The organism is Metabacillus hrfriensis (assembly GCF_030127205.1).
GTDB classification, from domain to species: Bacteria; Bacillota; Bacilli; order Bacillales; family Bacillaceae; genus Bacillus_P; species Bacillus_P dongyingensis.
This window is the reverse complement of record NZ_CP126116.1, coordinates 4,294,873-4,309,196: the sequence shown is the minus strand read 5'-3', so window position 1 is coordinate 4,309,196 and position 14,324 is coordinate 4,294,873. Positions and strand designations below refer to the sequence as shown.

The 14,324-nt window shown below is 40.4% G+C and carries 14 protein-coding genes; 11 read left to right on the top strand and 3 right to left on the bottom strand.

Going from position 1 to position 14,324, the window contains the following annotated elements; genetic code table 11:
- Positions 1-26: 26 nt before the first annotated feature.
- From xylA to QLQ22_RS21395, 8 genes are all read left to right on the top strand, one after another.
- Positions 27-1,334 (top strand): xylose isomerase, encoded by a 1,308-nt coding sequence (gene xylA / locus QLQ22_RS21430; RefSeq protein ID WP_223437927.1) that lies wholly within the window; start codon positions 27-29, stop codon positions 1,332-1,334.
- Between the two features lie 89 nt (positions 1,335-1,423).
- Complete coding sequence (gene xylB, locus QLQ22_RS21425) at positions 1,424-2,920, top strand: xylulokinase (protein WP_284015520.1); 1,497 nt, start codon at positions 1,424-1,426, stop codon at positions 2,918-2,920.
- Between the two features lie 185 nt (positions 2,921-3,105).
- Positions 3,106-3,519 carry a MerR family transcriptional regulator gene (locus QLQ22_RS21420; RefSeq protein ID WP_252207353.1) on the top strand — a complete coding sequence of 138 codons (414 nt, stop codon included), beginning with the start codon at positions 3,106-3,108 and terminating at the stop codon, positions 3,517-3,519.
- Between the two features lie 84 nt (positions 3,520-3,603).
- The gene (locus tag QLQ22_RS21415) at positions 3,604-4,938 is read left to right on the top strand and encodes a hemolysin family protein (RefSeq protein ID WP_223437921.1); all 1,335 of its coding nucleotides are present in this window, start codon (positions 3,604-3,606) and stop codon (positions 4,936-4,938) included.
- Between the two features lie 177 nt (positions 4,939-5,115).
- The gene (locus QLQ22_RS21410; RefSeq protein WP_223443654.1) at positions 5,116-6,270 is read left to right on the top strand and encodes an AI-2E family transporter; all 1,155 of its coding nucleotides are present in this window, start codon (positions 5,116-5,118) and stop codon (positions 6,268-6,270) included.
- 203 nt (positions 6,271-6,473) lie between these two features.
- A complete protein-coding gene (locus QLQ22_RS21405) occupies positions 6,474-6,689 on the top strand; it encodes a spore germination protein (protein WP_223437919.1) in 216 nt (71 codons plus the stop codon).
- A 94-nt stretch (positions 6,690-6,783) separates the two neighbouring features.
- Complete coding sequence (locus QLQ22_RS21400) at positions 6,784-7,761, top strand: LacI family DNA-binding transcriptional regulator (protein WP_284015519.1); 978 nt, start codon at positions 6,784-6,786, stop codon at positions 7,759-7,761.
- A 130-nt stretch (positions 7,762-7,891) separates the two neighbouring features.
- Positions 7,892-9,946: a molybdopterin-dependent oxidoreductase gene (locus tag QLQ22_RS21395; RefSeq protein ID WP_284015518.1), complete on the top strand. Its 2,055-nt coding sequence runs from the start codon at positions 7,892-7,894 to the stop codon at positions 9,944-9,946.
- Here QLQ22_RS21395 and hpaB read toward each other — a convergent pair.
- Entirely contained in the window at positions 9,937-11,397 is a 1,461-nt protein-coding gene (gene hpaB / locus QLQ22_RS21390) for a 4-hydroxyphenylacetate 3-monooxygenase, oxygenase component (protein ID WP_252207351.1), read from the bottom strand. The two genes, QLQ22_RS21395 and hpaB, sit on opposite strands and share 10 nt — an antisense overlap.
- A 145-nt stretch (positions 11,398-11,542) precedes the next feature.
- Between hpaB and QLQ22_RS21385 the strand changes: the two genes are divergently transcribed.
- Both QLQ22_RS21385 and QLQ22_RS21380 read left to right on the top strand, forming a co-directional pair.
- Positions 11,543-11,830: a hypothetical protein gene (locus QLQ22_RS21385; RefSeq protein WP_243550983.1), complete on the top strand. Its 288-nt coding sequence runs from the start codon at positions 11,543-11,545 to the stop codon at positions 11,828-11,830.
- Positions 11,831-11,909: 79 nt separating this feature from the next.
- Positions 11,910-12,299 carry a YueI family protein gene (locus QLQ22_RS21380; RefSeq protein WP_223437909.1) on the top strand — a complete coding sequence of 130 codons (390 nt, stop codon included), beginning with the start codon at positions 11,910-11,912 and terminating at the stop codon, positions 12,297-12,299.
- A 22-nt stretch (positions 12,300-12,321) separates the two neighbouring features.
- Here QLQ22_RS21380 and QLQ22_RS21375 read toward each other — a convergent pair whose 3' ends face one another.
- The gene (locus QLQ22_RS21375) at positions 12,322-12,540 is read right to left on the bottom strand and encodes a hypothetical protein (protein ID WP_223437907.1); all 219 of its coding nucleotides are present in this window, start codon (positions 12,538-12,540) and stop codon (positions 12,322-12,324) included.
- A gap of 220 nt (positions 12,541-12,760) precedes the next feature.
- On the opposite strand from QLQ22_RS21375, the gene QLQ22_RS21370 reads away from it, so the two are divergent.
- Positions 12,761-14,014: a S8 family peptidase gene (locus tag QLQ22_RS21370; RefSeq protein WP_284015516.1), complete on the top strand. Its 1,254-nt coding sequence runs from the start codon at positions 12,761-12,763 to the stop codon at positions 14,012-14,014.
- Positions 14,015-14,164: 150 nt separating this feature from the next.
- Here the strand turns inward: QLQ22_RS21370 and QLQ22_RS21365 are convergent, their stop codons facing one another.
- On the bottom strand, positions 14,165-14,305 hold the full coding sequence (locus QLQ22_RS21365; protein ID WP_223437903.1) for a lipoprotein: 141 nt from the start codon (positions 14,303-14,305) through the stop codon (positions 14,165-14,167).
- Positions 14,306-14,324: the final 19 nt, after the last annotated feature.

Genomic DNA, 14,324 nt, shown 5'->3' with positions numbered 1-14,324 from the left:
TTAAAGGATAATGGAGGAATAGAGATATGAGTTATTTCCAAAACATAAATAAAATTAAATTTGAAGGAAAAGAGTCAAAAAATCCTTTTGCATTCAAGCATTATAATCCGCAGGAAATTGTTTCAGGTAAAACAATGAAGGAGCATTTGCGCTTTGCCGTAGCCTACTGGCATACTTTTACTGCGAATGGATCGGATCCATTCGGTGCGGGCACTATGATTCGCCCGTGGGATGGCGGAAGTGCGATGGATGTTGCTAAAAAACGTGCAGAAGCAGCATTTGAGTTATTTGAAAAGTTAGATGTACCTTACTTCTGCTTCCATGATCGCGATATCGCGCCTGAAGGAGACACATTGCAGGAAACAAACTCAAACTTAGATCAAATTGTTGCGATGTTCAAAGATTACATGAAAACAAACAATATAAAGTTATTATGGAACACAGCTAACATGTTTACCAATCCGCGGTTTGTTCACGGGGCAGCCACATCGTCCAACGCAGATGTTTATGCCTATGCAGCAGCACAAGTGAAAAAAGGATTAGAAACAGCAAAGGAATTAAGATCTGAAAACTATGTGTTCTGGGGCGGCCGTGAAGGCTACGAATCTCTATATAATACTGATCTGAAGTTAGAGATGGACAACCTGGCTAAGTTTTACCATATGGCCATTGACTACGCGAAAGAGATTGGCTACACTGGCCAATTTTTAATCGAGCCAAAACCAAAAGAACCAACAAAGCATCAGTACGATTATGATGCGGCTACCACGATTGCATTTTTACAAAAATATGATTTACACCATGATTTTAAATTAAATCTAGAAGCAAACCATGCTACATTGGCTGGACATACATTTGAACATGAATTACGAGTGGCAAGAGTTAACGGTATGTTAGGGTCCATTGATGCTAACCAGGGCGACTTATTGCTGGGATGGGATACAGATGAATTTCCGACAGATTTATATGCTGTTACTCTATCAATGTATGAAATTCTTGAAAATGGCGGATTACATACCGGAGGCGTTAATTTCGACGCTAAAGTACGTCGTTCTTCCTTCGAAGCAGAAGATTTGTTCTTGGCACATATTGCAGGAATGGATACATTTGCAAGAGGATTGAAGATTGCTGCAAGATTAAAAGAAGAAAGATTCTTTGATAATCTAATTGATAAGCGCTATGCGTCCTTCAAAGAAGGTATTGGCTTAGACATTGTAAACGGAAAGGCAGACTTCAAAGCTTTAGAAACGTATACAATGCAGAACAAAAATATTAAAAATGCTTCCGACCGAATAGAGCATGTTAAAGCAGCGTTAAATGAGTATATTTTCTAAAAAACAGATTAGAAGAAGCGCCTTCTACAAATGGACAGTTTCCCTGTTTGTTGTCAGGAGGCGCTTTTCATATTTTGGGGGTAACTTAAATGGAATACGTACTTGGAATTGATCTAGGAACAAGCTCTGTAAAAGTGGTATTGGTAGACGAAAAAGGTTCAGTTTCAGGAGAAGCAGTACGAGAGTATGAACTATTTCAGCCGAAGGCAGGTTACAGTGAACAAAATCCGGAAGATTGGGTAACGCAAACTCTCAGTGCTGTAGCGGAATTAACCGAAAAGGTATCGATTTCTCCTCAATCAGTAAAAGGAATAAGTTTTTCGGGGCAAATGCATGGGTTAGTGCTAGTAGGCGATAAGGGTCATTCAATACGGCCGGCTATTTTATGGAATGATACAAGAACAACTTCGCAATGTCAGGAAATCGTTGATGTTTTAGGGAACCGGCTGTTAGATATCACGAAAAATAAGTCATTAGAAGGGTTTACATTGCCAAAATTATTGTGGGTAAAGCAGCATGAACCTGAGATTTATGAAAAGGCCATTGCATTTGTTTTGCCAAAGGATTATGTTCGCTATCGTCTCACAGGCGCACTGCATATGGAGTACTCAGATGCTGCAGGAACACTGTTATTAGATGTAACAAACAAAGAGTGGAGCGAGGAAATATGCAGTGCCTTTTCCATTTCTGCCGCTCTTTGTCCAGAGCTTGTATCCTCTTTTGACTGTGTAGGGACTCTTCTTCCGGAAATGGCGAGTTCAATGGGGCTTGCCGAAGAAACAAAGGTGTTTGCTGGCGGAGCAGATAATGCATGCGGTGCCCTTGGTGCGGGCATTGTGAATGATGGGGCTGCACTTTGCAGTATAGGAACTTCTGGGGTCCTTCTGTCATACGAAGAGAAAAAAGAGCAGGATTTCCGCGGCATCCTGCACTTTTTCAACCATGCCAAGCCGAATAGTTATTACCTTATGGGAGTAACATTGGCAGCAGGATATAGCTTAAGCTGGTTTAAGAATACCTTCGCAAAGGAAAAGAAGTTTGAAGAAATGCTTCAAGGTGTGTCTTCTGTTCCAATTGGCTCAAATGGTCTTCTATTTACACCTTATTTAGCAGGAGAACGAACCCCTTACGCAGATTCCAATATTCGTGCCAGCTTTATCGGAATGGATGGTTCACATTCCTTCGATCACTTCGCTCGTGCCGTACTTGAGGGAATTACGTTCTCTTTACATGATTCACTGGAGTTGATGAGAACCACAGGCAAGAAAGAAATTAATAAAATCATCTCCATAGGAGGAGGGGCGAAAAGTGAACTATGGCTGCAAATGCAGGCAGATATTTTTAATGCAACGATTGTTAAATTAACAAGCGAGCAGGGGCCTGCTCTTGGAGCTGCCATAATTGCAGCAGTGGGCTGCGGCTGGTTCGATACTATTGAAGATTGTACAGAAACATTTATTCAGTATGAAAAAGAATTCAGCCCAATCCCTGAAAACGTGATCGTATATGAAGAAATATACCAGATATATAAAGACATATATCAACAAACAAAAGAACTGAATCAACGATTGCATGTATTCAGGTAAAAAGAGAGGCGCCAGGTCCCATCCTTATATTGGATGGAACCTGGCGCCTCTCTGTCACAAATAGTATACAACTGGGGAAGGGCAGGTTAAGAGAACAGCTTCCATAACCGTAACGTTTGACTGTACAGTTAAAAAAAAGGTATGATAGGAGTAATCTTTTTTTATTGGGGTGATAAGATGGGGCATTGTATCGAATTGGCGAACTAGCAAAATTAGCAAACGTATCAAAGAGAACAATTGATTACTATACTCAAATTGGGCTGCTCCATGTAGATAAGACATCTAAGTCCAACTATCGCCTCTATTCTGAACAGGCACTTAACGACATTCAGTTTATTGAGGAATGCAAGTTATTCAATATGTGTCTGCAGGATATTAAAGAAAGACTGGAACTTAAGAGAAGTCAAACCAATGAAGAAGATAAGCTAATCAAACAAGCCGAAATACTGGCTAAGCATATGAAACAGCTCGAACATGAAATAAAAGAGCTGAAACCAATTTTTGATAAAATGAATGGGGAAAATCAGGAAATCATAGCAAGCCGCATCTCTCCGCAGAGCATGGCGCTTATGCAATCATTAATGATTCTGCTTCATTGATTTTATAGTTTACGGATATTTTAAACTGATAACTTACTATTTTAGGAGGTGACTCCTTATTCTCTATTAGGGAATAAGGGTGTTTTGGACATAGTTAACTTGTTATTCGTGGCGATTTTAATTGCTTTAACAGCTTTTTTCGTTGCATCAGAATTTGCGATTGTCAAAATCCGCAGTTCACGATTGGATCAATTGATTGCAGAAGGTAAAAAAGGGGCAGTGGCTGCAAAAAAAGTAACAACTCATTTAGATGAATACTTATCAGCGTGTCAGCTAGGAATCACGGTAACAGCCTTAGGTCTTGGGTGGTTGGGGGAGCCAACAGTGGAACGTCTTCTCAGACCGGTATTCGATAACTTTGAAATTAACGAATCGGTTTCCCATATTATAACTTTCGGTATTGCATTCGCATCTGTTACGTTCTTGCACGTTGTTATTGGAGAGCTTGCTCCTAAAACAGTAGCGATCCAAAAAGCAGAGGCTGTGACACTTTTATTTGCAGCTCCATTGATTTGGTTCTACCGTATTATGTTCCCATTCATTTGGGTGCTAAATGGTTCTGCCCGCGTAGTAACAGGTCTTTTTGGACTAAAGCCTGCATCTGAGCATGAGCTTGCTCATACTGAGGAAGAGCTTCGCATTATTCTTTCAGAAAGTTATGAGAGCGGAGAAATCAACCAATCTGAATTAAAGTATATGAACAAAATTTTCGAATTTGATGATCGTGTAGCAAAAGAAATTATGGTGCCTCGAACTGAAATTGTAGCTGCTTCAGTAGAGAAATCGTTTCAAGACAACCTTGAGACAATGAGTATGGAAAAATATACTCGCTATCCGGTTGTAAACGGAGACAAAGATCACGTCCTTGGTATGATTAATCTCAAGGAGATCTTCACTGACATTTTTTCATTATCCGAAGAAGAACGCAAAAAGAGCACGATTGATAAGTATATCCGCCCTGTTATTCAAGTCATCGAATCGATTCCAATTCATGATTTATTAATAAAGATGCAAAAAGAACGCGTTCATATGGCGATTCTCGTAGATGAATACGGCGGAACGGCCGGACTTGTAACAGTTGAAGATATTATCGAGGAAATTGTTGGAGAGATCCGTGATGAATTTGACCAGGATGAGGTTCCTGAGGTTCAGAAGAAAGGCGAAGGCCATTACTTGCTGGACGGAAAGGTCCTTATCTATGAAGTGAATAATCTGCTCGGTCTAGATATCGATGATACGGATGTAGACACGATCGGCGGATGGATGCTGACAGAAAATATCGACATCCAGCAAGGAGAAAGCATCATTTTAGATGGCTATGAGTTTTTTGCAAAAGAAATGGAAGGCCACTTGATTAGAGTAATAGAAATCTTTAAGCTTGAAAAAGCTGTAGAAGAACTTGTTGCTGAAGAAAATTAATCTGTTTATTATGAAAGCTATGCTCAGTGCATAGCTTTTTCTTTAAATTCAGGAAAAGATTACCAAGATGCTTCATTCAGCTCTGAATGGGTTAAGCTTCATCAAATCTTAATTTGACACTCTTTCATTCTCATAGTACGTTTGAAACAGGCATAATGAAGCAGAGGAGGATGTAACCTGAATAAGTCAAAGGTTCATTTTTGGACGATTGAAATTTTGCTGCTGCTGTTAATTTTTTACGTAAGTACGAAGGTTTCGTTTTTATTTCAGCCGCTGATTGTTTTTGCATCTACGCTGTTCTTCCCGATTTTGATTGCCGGTATCCTGTTTTTTATTTTCAGCCCTGTGGTTAAGCTGTTAGAAAAAAACAAAGTGCCAAGAACACTTGCAATCCTTATCTTGTATCTCATCTTTATCGGATTGATCTTGCTGCTTTTATCTACAGTCGGACCGGTTGTTTCTCAGCAGTTCACAGACTTGTTTAAAAATTTCCCCAGATACATAACTGAAATCAGGCAGTTCATCATGAACCTGTCTGAGTCCCGCTGGTTTACATGGGTGATGACACAAGAATATGTTTCAATTGAGGAAACGATCGACAAAATGGAAAAATCATTGGGCAATCTGACGACAACGCTGCCGGAAAGCATTACATCATCTGTAACAAAGGTTCTGGGTTTTGTTACAAATATTACCCTTATCGTCATCACGGTTCCATTCATTTTATTCTACATGCTGAAAGACGGGCATAAGTTTCCCGTCACAGCAGTCAAAATTCTGCCTGCAGCGTATAGACGTGAAGGCATTAAAATTTTTGAAGACCTTTATAAGACACTTGCCGCATATATACAGGGCCAGCTGCTTGTTTCTCTCTTTGTCGGGACAGGCTGCTTTATCGGATATACGCTGATTGGACTTGACTATGCGCTCATACTCGGGATAATTGTAGCTGTTGCAAACATCATCCCTTATTTAGGACCATTTATCGGCGCTGCACCTGCAGTGGTGATTGCTCTCCTCGATTCACCGACTAAAGCTTTGATCGCTGCAGTTGTTGTAACCGTTGTTCAGCAGATTGACGGAAATATTCTTTCACCACTAATTATCGGCAAGAGATTAAACACACACCCGCTCACCATCATTCTCCTGCTGATTGGCGCAGGCAGCTTTGGCGGTATTTTAGGAATGATTTTAGCTGTGCCGACATATGCGGTACTAAAAGCTGTTCTTTTACACGTCATCAGGCTGGTGAAATTAAGAAATAGGTATAAGCAGGAGACAGATAACCGAAAAAATAACAGAGATGAAAACGATAGAAAGCCGCCGGTGTAACTGGCGGCTTTTCTATTGTTCATTTGCCCCCTCTGTGATTGTCCTGCTGAGATTATTTCAGTTATCTTATTATTCATTCTATAACGTATAAGCAATCAGCCTTTGGCTGTATGAACCACATTATTATTTTACAGGTCCTTTATTATAAGAAACCCAAGAGCCCTTTTCGGCATAGTCTAATAAAAAATAAAGGAGGAGATTATATGCCGGCTTTTGTTGGTCCCATTATTATTGAATCAAGCACCGGTGCTGTTAGTGCCGGGGATGTCTTTGCCCTCTCGCCAAAAAGCACAAGTAAATTCTCTGTTGGTTCGGGTACACTCAATACAGGAGACTTCACGGTGATTACAGATGAAAAAAGCATTACAAATTTTTATGATTTTGACATTATCGATCAGCCAACTATTTTCAATGGCTAAACGAATGACCCTTTCTTATCCTGAGAGAGGGTTTTCTTTTTGCTTGAAAAAGGGTATTAAAACCTATGAATTCAATGAATGAAGAGGTGTAGGGATGACAACGATCAATGAGATTGCAAAGCTTTCCAAGGTGTCTGCTGCTGCAGCATATGAAGTGCTCCATGAAAATGCTGAATCAACGGTCTCTGAAGAAACGAAATCGAGAATTTTTCAGGCCGCAGAAACATTAAACTACCGATTAACAGAGATGCAAATGTCTTCGGCCAGTAACAACTGCATCCATATTGCACTTGCCATTTTAGATGCTGCGGGCGGAGAACTGGAAAATCCTTTTTTTATCGCACTAAGGAAGCATGTTGAGCAGGCATGCCTCCTAAATAACGTACATATTAAAGAGACCATCCGCTATGAAAATATCAATTCGACTAATAAAATGGAGCCTTTGGATGGGATCATTGTCATAGGCCGTTTACAGAAAAACGATATGGAAAAGCTGAAAAAGGTTTCAAAGAATATCGTGTTTGTTACAGATTGGACTGCAGATTCCACTGCAGATATCGTAAGTATAGATCTTGCTCAAATGACAGAGCTCGTTATTTCACATCTAAAAGATATGGGACATGAACGAATTGGATACATAGGCGCTTCTAATTGGGGGCAGACAATGAAAGAGCAGCTAGAAAAAGCGAATCTTTTGTCAGAAGAGCATATTTACCTGACAGAACCGTACGGAACGGAAGGATACAGGATTCTAAAGGAAGCTGCTTCAAACAGAAAGCTTGCTGATGCCTATATCATTCAAAGCAGTGTCATGTCCCTTGCCGCTATCATGGCGCTGCGCGAGGAAAATGTAAAGATACCAGAGGATGTCTCAATTGTCAGTTTTTATGATGTTCCTGAAGCTCATTACTTTGCCCCTTCCTTGACTGCCATTCATGTATCATCAGCTGAGATAGCAAAAATCGCATTGAAGCTATTACAAGAGCAAGTAATTGAGCATAGAGATACGCCACTTAAAGTACTGGTTCCATCCACACTGAAAATGAGAGAATCAACATCAACAAAACAATAGGAAACATTGCTGAAGAGAGAGAACTTTCTTCAGTTTTTTTATGTCTAAAACGAATGAAAAAGGAATTCTTGATAGAAAGTTAAAACTATTCTATCATTGAGACAACTATTCTCATAAAAGGAGAAACCATATGCATTCTTATATCGAAAAGCGGGATGGTGTCTTTCCATCTGTTTGTTCATTGGATTGTCCTGATCAATGCGGACTTCTTGTCCATAAGAAAGCCGGCAGAATCATAAAAGTGGAAGGGGATCCGGAGCATCCCGTTACAAAAGGCAGCATTTGCAATAAAGTGCGGCACATGGCTGAACGCATCTATGATGAGAAGAGGCTGCAATATCCTTTAAAAAGGACAGGGAAAAAGGGCTTAAAACAATTTGAGCGGATCAGCTGGAACGAAGCCCTTGGGACTATTACTTCTAAATGGAAAACACTTATTGAAACGGATGGGCCGGAAAGCATTCTTCCATACAGTTTCTATGGAAATATGGGTAATTTGAATGCTGAGGGAATGGATCGCCGTTTCTTTCATAAGCTCGGCGCTAGCAGACTTGATCAGACAATTTGCCAAATTGCGGGTTCAACAGGCTACAAGTATACAATGGGAGGAAGCTTTGGGATCGATCCAGAGGATACTGTACATACTAAGCTGTTTATTATGTGGGGCATTAATGCGGTCAGCACAAATATGCATCAAGTGGCACTTGCTCAAAAGGCGCGTAAAAATGGGGCCAAAATCATCGTCATTGATGTTCACAAAAATCAGACTGGGAGACTTGCAGACTGGTTTATTCCGATTCTTCCGGGAACGGACGGTGCCCTCGCGCTTGGAATCATGCATATCTTGTTTAAGGAAAACATGGAGGACATTGATTTCCTTGAAAACTACACAGTTGGACACGAAGAACTGAGAAGTCATGTAGTTCAATATGATCCGAATACAGTATCAGAAATAACAGGAGTTCCAGCAGATGACCTATTAAAACTGGCTAGAATGTACGGCCAAACATCACCATCCTGTATTCGAATCGGCAATGGCCTGCAGCATCATGATAATGGCGGCATGTGCATTAGGACTATTGCCTGTCTTCCAGCTCTGACCGGCCAGTGGCTGAATAAAGGAGGGGGTGCTATTAAAGGCAATTCAGGATATTTGGCATTTAATACAGATGCTCTGCAGCGCCCTGACCTCCTCCAGAAAAAACAGACCAGAATCATCAATATGAACTTAATTGGCGAAGAGCTTCTAAATGCCGATCCGGCGATAAAGTCCATGTTTGTATATGGAAGCAATCCTGCAGTCGTCGCTCCAGAGGCTAATAAAGTGAAAATGGGATTAGAGCGGGAAGATTTATTTCTGGTGGTCCATGATTTGTTTTTAACCGAGACTGCGGCATATGCTGATATCGTCCTCCCTGCAGCATCAGCCTTTGAGAATACAGATTTTTATACGTCATACTGGCATCATTATCTTCACTTGCAGGAGCCGGTAGTTGAAGCATATGGAGAGTCAAAATCAAACGTCGAAGTGTTCAGGCTTTTAGCGGAAGGAATGGGATTTACAGAACAGGCATTTAAAGATTCAGATGAAGAGATGATTGATCAGGCGCTGAACAATCCTCAAAATCCGTATATGGATAAGATCACTTTTCAGGATTTGAAGAAGAAGAAATATGTGAAAGCAAATGTAAAACCGCTATTTCCGGGAAGACTTAACACTCCAAGCGGGAAAATAGAGCTTTACTCACGTGTCATGGAGAAAGCAGGATATCAGCCTTTGCCGACATTTTCACCGCTCGTCAAAGAAAGCGATTTGCCTTTCCTCTTTGTCCCTGGTCCAAATCATAACTTTTTAAACTCCACGTTTTCAAACAATGAAAAACATAAATTCCTTGAAAAAGCTCCTAAGCTGCATATGAATAGTAAGGACGCCAGGATGCTTCGTTTGGAAAGTGGAGATATGGCTGTCGTTTGGAATGCCCGGGGTGAATGTGAGCTGACAGTTTCAGTTGGAGAGAACGTATTGCCGGGTGTAGTCGTCAGCCAAGGATTATGGTCAGATGAACCCGGGAAAAAACAGCTCGTGAACTCACTTACGCCAGACCGGATATCAGATATGGGCGGGGGTGCAACCTTTTTTTCAGGAAGAGTTGGCGTTAGAAAAAAAGAAAGATCTCATTCCTGAGGTCTTTCTTTCGTTTGATCTAAAAAGTCTTTGACTCTTTCCATGTATTTTTCTCGTGCATAACCGCTGTATAAATTTTTTGCAAGGCGGATCGGGTCTCCAAAAAAGTATCTTTCATAGTGAGTTTGTCTCGTGCCGAAAGAGCTCATCGTCAGTTCCCATACTAATCGAAACAGCTTTGTTTTTGCTTTTGCATCAAGTGAAGCTCCCTGCAGATACTGCTCAACGTGCCTGCCGATAGGGGAAGTGAAATCCTCCTCTGATGGCAGAACCATTAAACCGCCTGCCCCGATCTGCTGCAGAAGACCAATGTAGTGAGGGTAAAGCTTTGAAAACAGATTGATGGCTGCGTATAACGGATGAGAGCTTGGAGTCATCGTTCCGAAGGCATCTATCTTGGCCTCTGCTTCTGATTTAAGCAGGAGTGCGTGCATGCTCTCAAGACCTAATATCATTTCAGACAGTTTCAGCTGGATATGTTCATACTCAGATACATCCATAGAATTGATCAATAATTGAGAAAGTCCGATTAAAAATTGCATCTTCACTGTCTGTCGTGTGACAACCTGATGAAGGGCATGCGAAATAAACCCGCTTTTGTTAAATAAGTTAAAGGCAATATCCTGTCTATGGTAAAAAAACACGCGATCCCATGGAACCAGAACATTTTCAAAGACGAGAAGCGTATCCATTTCATCGAAGCGTGAGGATAGCGGATAGTTAAAAGCAGATTCACCAGCATGAAACGGTTCGCGGCAGATAAATTTCAGTCCAGGCGTATTTGCCGGAATGCTGAAGGCAAATGCATAATCGTCGCCCAGATTATTGCCGCCAGAAGGGAAAATCAGCACTTCATCCGTCATTCCGCCTTCTGTTGCAAGCAATCTGGCTCCTTTAATAACCAGTCCGTCTGCAGTCTTTTTCATCACTTTTGCTGCGACCGGCTGCCTGGATGTTTCAAAATAATAGGACGAACGATTTACCTGCGGATTAATAAAGCTGTGTGTAAAAGATAAATCCTGTTCAAGCGCAGTTTCGTACATGTTCCGAAGGTTTTTCGAAAACTCTTCATCCTGAGCGCCGACAATGGCAGATGCAGCTGATAAAGACATTAATGCCGTATTCATATAGTCAGGACTCCGCCCCATCATCCCGCATGTTGCATTCGCCCAGTATTCAATCATTTTTCTTCTTTTCTGTAAATCTTCTTTTGTCTTTGGCTCTAGATAGGACATTCCTACACGATTTTGCGTAAATGGGGAAGGGAATGTCATAAAGCTGATATTCTCTTTTTCGACCTGCAAATCATAAAGAGATGCTTTTGTTTGCATAGCCCCTTTATAAACGGGATGCATCATAAGATCTTCTGTAATGGCTTGGCCCTTTAACCAAACATTAGGCTTTAATGCTTTCATGCGCTGCAGATATTCTATCCCTGAAATGGCCGGCATTCTTTTCCTCCTTGCGGTCTATTGATCTGGCTCTTTTCTAATGAACGGTTAAGCCTGATTTGTAAACAGGCAGAGATCGTAAGGGATGTGAGAAAACAGCCTTTGATTTAAACACTATATGCTGCCGAAGAAGTACAGGTGAAACTTGACAAGGAAATCCCCTAAGGGAATGCAGAAAAATAATGAAATGTTTATAGAGGATATCATAAGAAAAAAAAGAATTATAGTTAATGTAAGCGTTTCCTTTTTTTCTGCAGTTATAGAAAACAAAGAGAAGGGTAAAATGCATAGTAAGGAAGATTCGGAGGGAGAGCTGATCATGAAAGATGCTAACTTTTTCAAAGGAATGATCTGGGCAACCATTCTTAGTGTTCCATTATGGGTATCCTTCTTCGGGTGGATTAAAATTATTTTATCATATACTGATTGGTAAACAATCGTATCATTTTATGTCAGCTTTCTGCTCTGATAGACTTATCCTATAATGGACTTTAGACAAGGAGAATGACATCATGTCAGACGATCAGATCGATTTATATATCAAGCAGGGAATTTACGGAACGTTTGAAACGAAGCCGGAAGAGAGAAATGTTTACCTCGGCACATTAAGAGAAAGAATATATGTGGCTCTCACCATTGGACAAGTGAGACAAAATAAAATATACAGTGAAGTGCTTGCCTCATTGGAAACAAGAAAGAACCAAACACTCTTTTTAAATGGAACAATAGATTATGGAGCCTTGTCTAAATATATCAAGGCTGCAAATAAAGAGAAAATCCCATTTACCATTGTAAGCGATCAAAACGACACAAAAATAGGATTAATCGTTGCTTCTGATCATGCGATTGATCATAAAGATATTTATGTGAGAGATAAAATATTTGAACAGACTTTTAAATAAACACAGGGGAGCCTGTGTTTTTTTAAATTCTATATATGATATAAAAAATCAGAATCCAAATTGGAATCGATAGGATAACTCCGTAAAAACAGCCTTTTGCAAATGCCTGATCTTCCCTCATCACATACCCCGCGATTTCTGTCTTATGATTAATATATCTCTTGATGCCGTTATTAATCAATGAATCCTTTGTCTTAAATTGTCGATTAATCTTTAATTTGCTGCCTGTAATAGGATTCATGAACCACCTCACGAAGGTGGTTTTTTTAATTTAAAGCTTTTTTAAAATAAACAGCGGGCTAATAGTGGGATATGGATTAAAAACTAGCATCAATTAGCATAGCTTTACAACAAAGTTATTAGTAAATTTAGATTATTGTGATAATGGTTAATATGTTATATATTTATTTTGCTTATAGATTAAAGTTATAAAACACTAACATTTTGAGAGGGGAAAAGAAATGAAAATCGGTAAAGCGTTTGGAGCTGCAGTATTAAGTTTATCAATGAGTCTTTCAATGTTTGGGACAGCCGCTTTTGCAAGTGAGCAGGTAAAAACAGATGTGAAACAGGAATCAATTCGTGTAGTAATCAAGGGAACTGATGCAGAAATGGGTAAAGTGAAGAAAAGTCATCAGGTCCGGCGCGATTTTGGGAAAGATGGATTTACAGCAACCGTTACACAGAAACAATTAGAAGCACTGCAGAAGAACAGCAAAATCAAGGTTGAAAAAGTTCCGACTTTTAAAGTAGCTGCCGGAAAGCCGATTCAGACAATGGCCCTTCCAAGCACAAGAACCCCATGGGGAATTAAAGCCATTTATAATAACAGCTCGCTGACATCAACTAGTGGAGGTGACGGCATTAAAATAGCTGTTCTTGATACCGGAGTTCAGACAAGCCATATTGATTTGTCGCAAAATGCTGAGCAGTGCAAAGATTTTACAGTTGGGACAACTTATACTAATAATTCATGCACAGACCGCAATGGACATGGAACACATGTTGCAGGAACGGCACTTGCAAATGGCGGTTCTGATGGACAGGGAATCTACGGTGTGGCACCTCAATCTGAGCTTTGGGCATACAAAGTACTGACAGACAGCGGTTCTGGCTACTCAGATGATATTGCAGCTGCTATCAGACATGCTGCAGATGAAGGAACACGGACTGGTTCTAAAGTCATCATCTCAATGTCTCTTGGGTCAAGCAGTAAAGATAGTTTAATTGCAAGTGCAGTAGACTATGCTTATGGCAAAGGTGCATTGGTTATCGCAGCAGCCGGAAACTCAGGATCAGGCAATAATACGATTGGATATCCTGGCGCTCTAGTAAATGCTGTTGCTGTTGCGGCTCTTGAAAATGTTCAGCAAAATGGAACATACCGTGTGGCAAACTTCTCTTCACGCGGTAACTCGGCAACAGATGGAGACTATATTATTGGAGAGCGTGATATTGAAGTCTCAGCTCCTGGTGCTGCTATTGAATCAACTTGGATCAACAGCGGTTACAACACGATCAGCGGTACATCTATGGCAACTCCTCACGTATCTGGGCTTGCTGCGAAAATCTGGTCTTCTAATAAAGGCCAAAGCAACGTTCAAGTTCGTGCAGAGCTGCAGCGCCGTGCAAAGCTGTATGATATAAAAGGCGGCATTGGTGCGGCAACAGGTGATGACCACGCATCAGGCTTTGGATTTGCAAGAGTTCAATAATAAGAGAGAAAAAGAGCTTCCCCATTTGAATCGGGAAAGCTCTTTTGCTATTTCGTCATACTATATTTGGTTCAAATCTTTGAAAATATGTTTTAATAGATAGATATAGAGTGAAGCCATATATCTTCAGAAGTTTATTTAAAGCAGCTGTTAACTATATTGGTTGGCTTTAATAATTCTTGGCCATTCTTCGTCAGCAGTGTGGATATTTTGCTCAGCTTTAGAGCATCCAGTTAAGAGGATTGCCGTACCAAGTGCAAGTAATAAAAGATGTTTTCTGATTTTTTTCATCTCATAGCCTCCATTAGTT

What these genes read in the sequence shown, in the direction of transcription:
- QLQ22_RS21365 (WP_223437903.1), bottom strand. Translation starts at nt 14,305, where the DNA reads ATGAAAAAAATCAGAAAACATCTTTTATTACTTGCACTTGGTACGGCA.
- xylA (WP_223437927.1), top strand. Translation starts at nt 27, where the DNA reads ATGAGTTATTTCCAAAACATAAATAAAATTAAATTTGAAGGAAAAGAG.
- QLQ22_RS21395 (WP_284015518.1), top strand. Translation starts at nt 7,892, where the DNA reads ATGCATTCTTATATCGAAAAGCGGGATGGTGTCTTTCCATCTGTTTGT.
- QLQ22_RS21370 (WP_284015516.1), top strand. Translation starts at nt 12,761, where the DNA reads ATGAAAATCGGTAAAGCGTTTGGAGCTGCAGTATTAAGTTTATCAATG.
- QLQ22_RS21400 (WP_284015519.1), top strand. Translation starts at nt 6,784, where the DNA reads ATGACAACGATCAATGAGATTGCAAAGCTTTCCAAGGTGTCTGCTGCT.
- QLQ22_RS21380 (WP_223437909.1), top strand. Translation starts at nt 11,910, where the DNA reads ATGTCAGACGATCAGATCGATTTATATATCAAGCAGGGAATTTACGGA.
- hpaB (WP_252207351.1), bottom strand. Translation starts at nt 11,397, where the DNA reads ATGCCGGCCATTTCAGGGATAGAATATCTGCAGCGCATGAAAGCATTA.
- xylB (WP_284015520.1), top strand. Translation starts at nt 1,424, where the DNA reads ATGGAATACGTACTTGGAATTGATCTAGGAACAAGCTCTGTAAAAGTG.
- QLQ22_RS21405 (WP_223437919.1), top strand. Translation starts at nt 6,474, where the DNA reads ATGCCGGCTTTTGTTGGTCCCATTATTATTGAATCAAGCACCGGTGCT.
- QLQ22_RS21375 (WP_223437907.1), bottom strand. Translation starts at nt 12,540, where the DNA reads ATGAATCCTATTACAGGCAGCAAATTAAAGATTAATCGACAATTTAAG.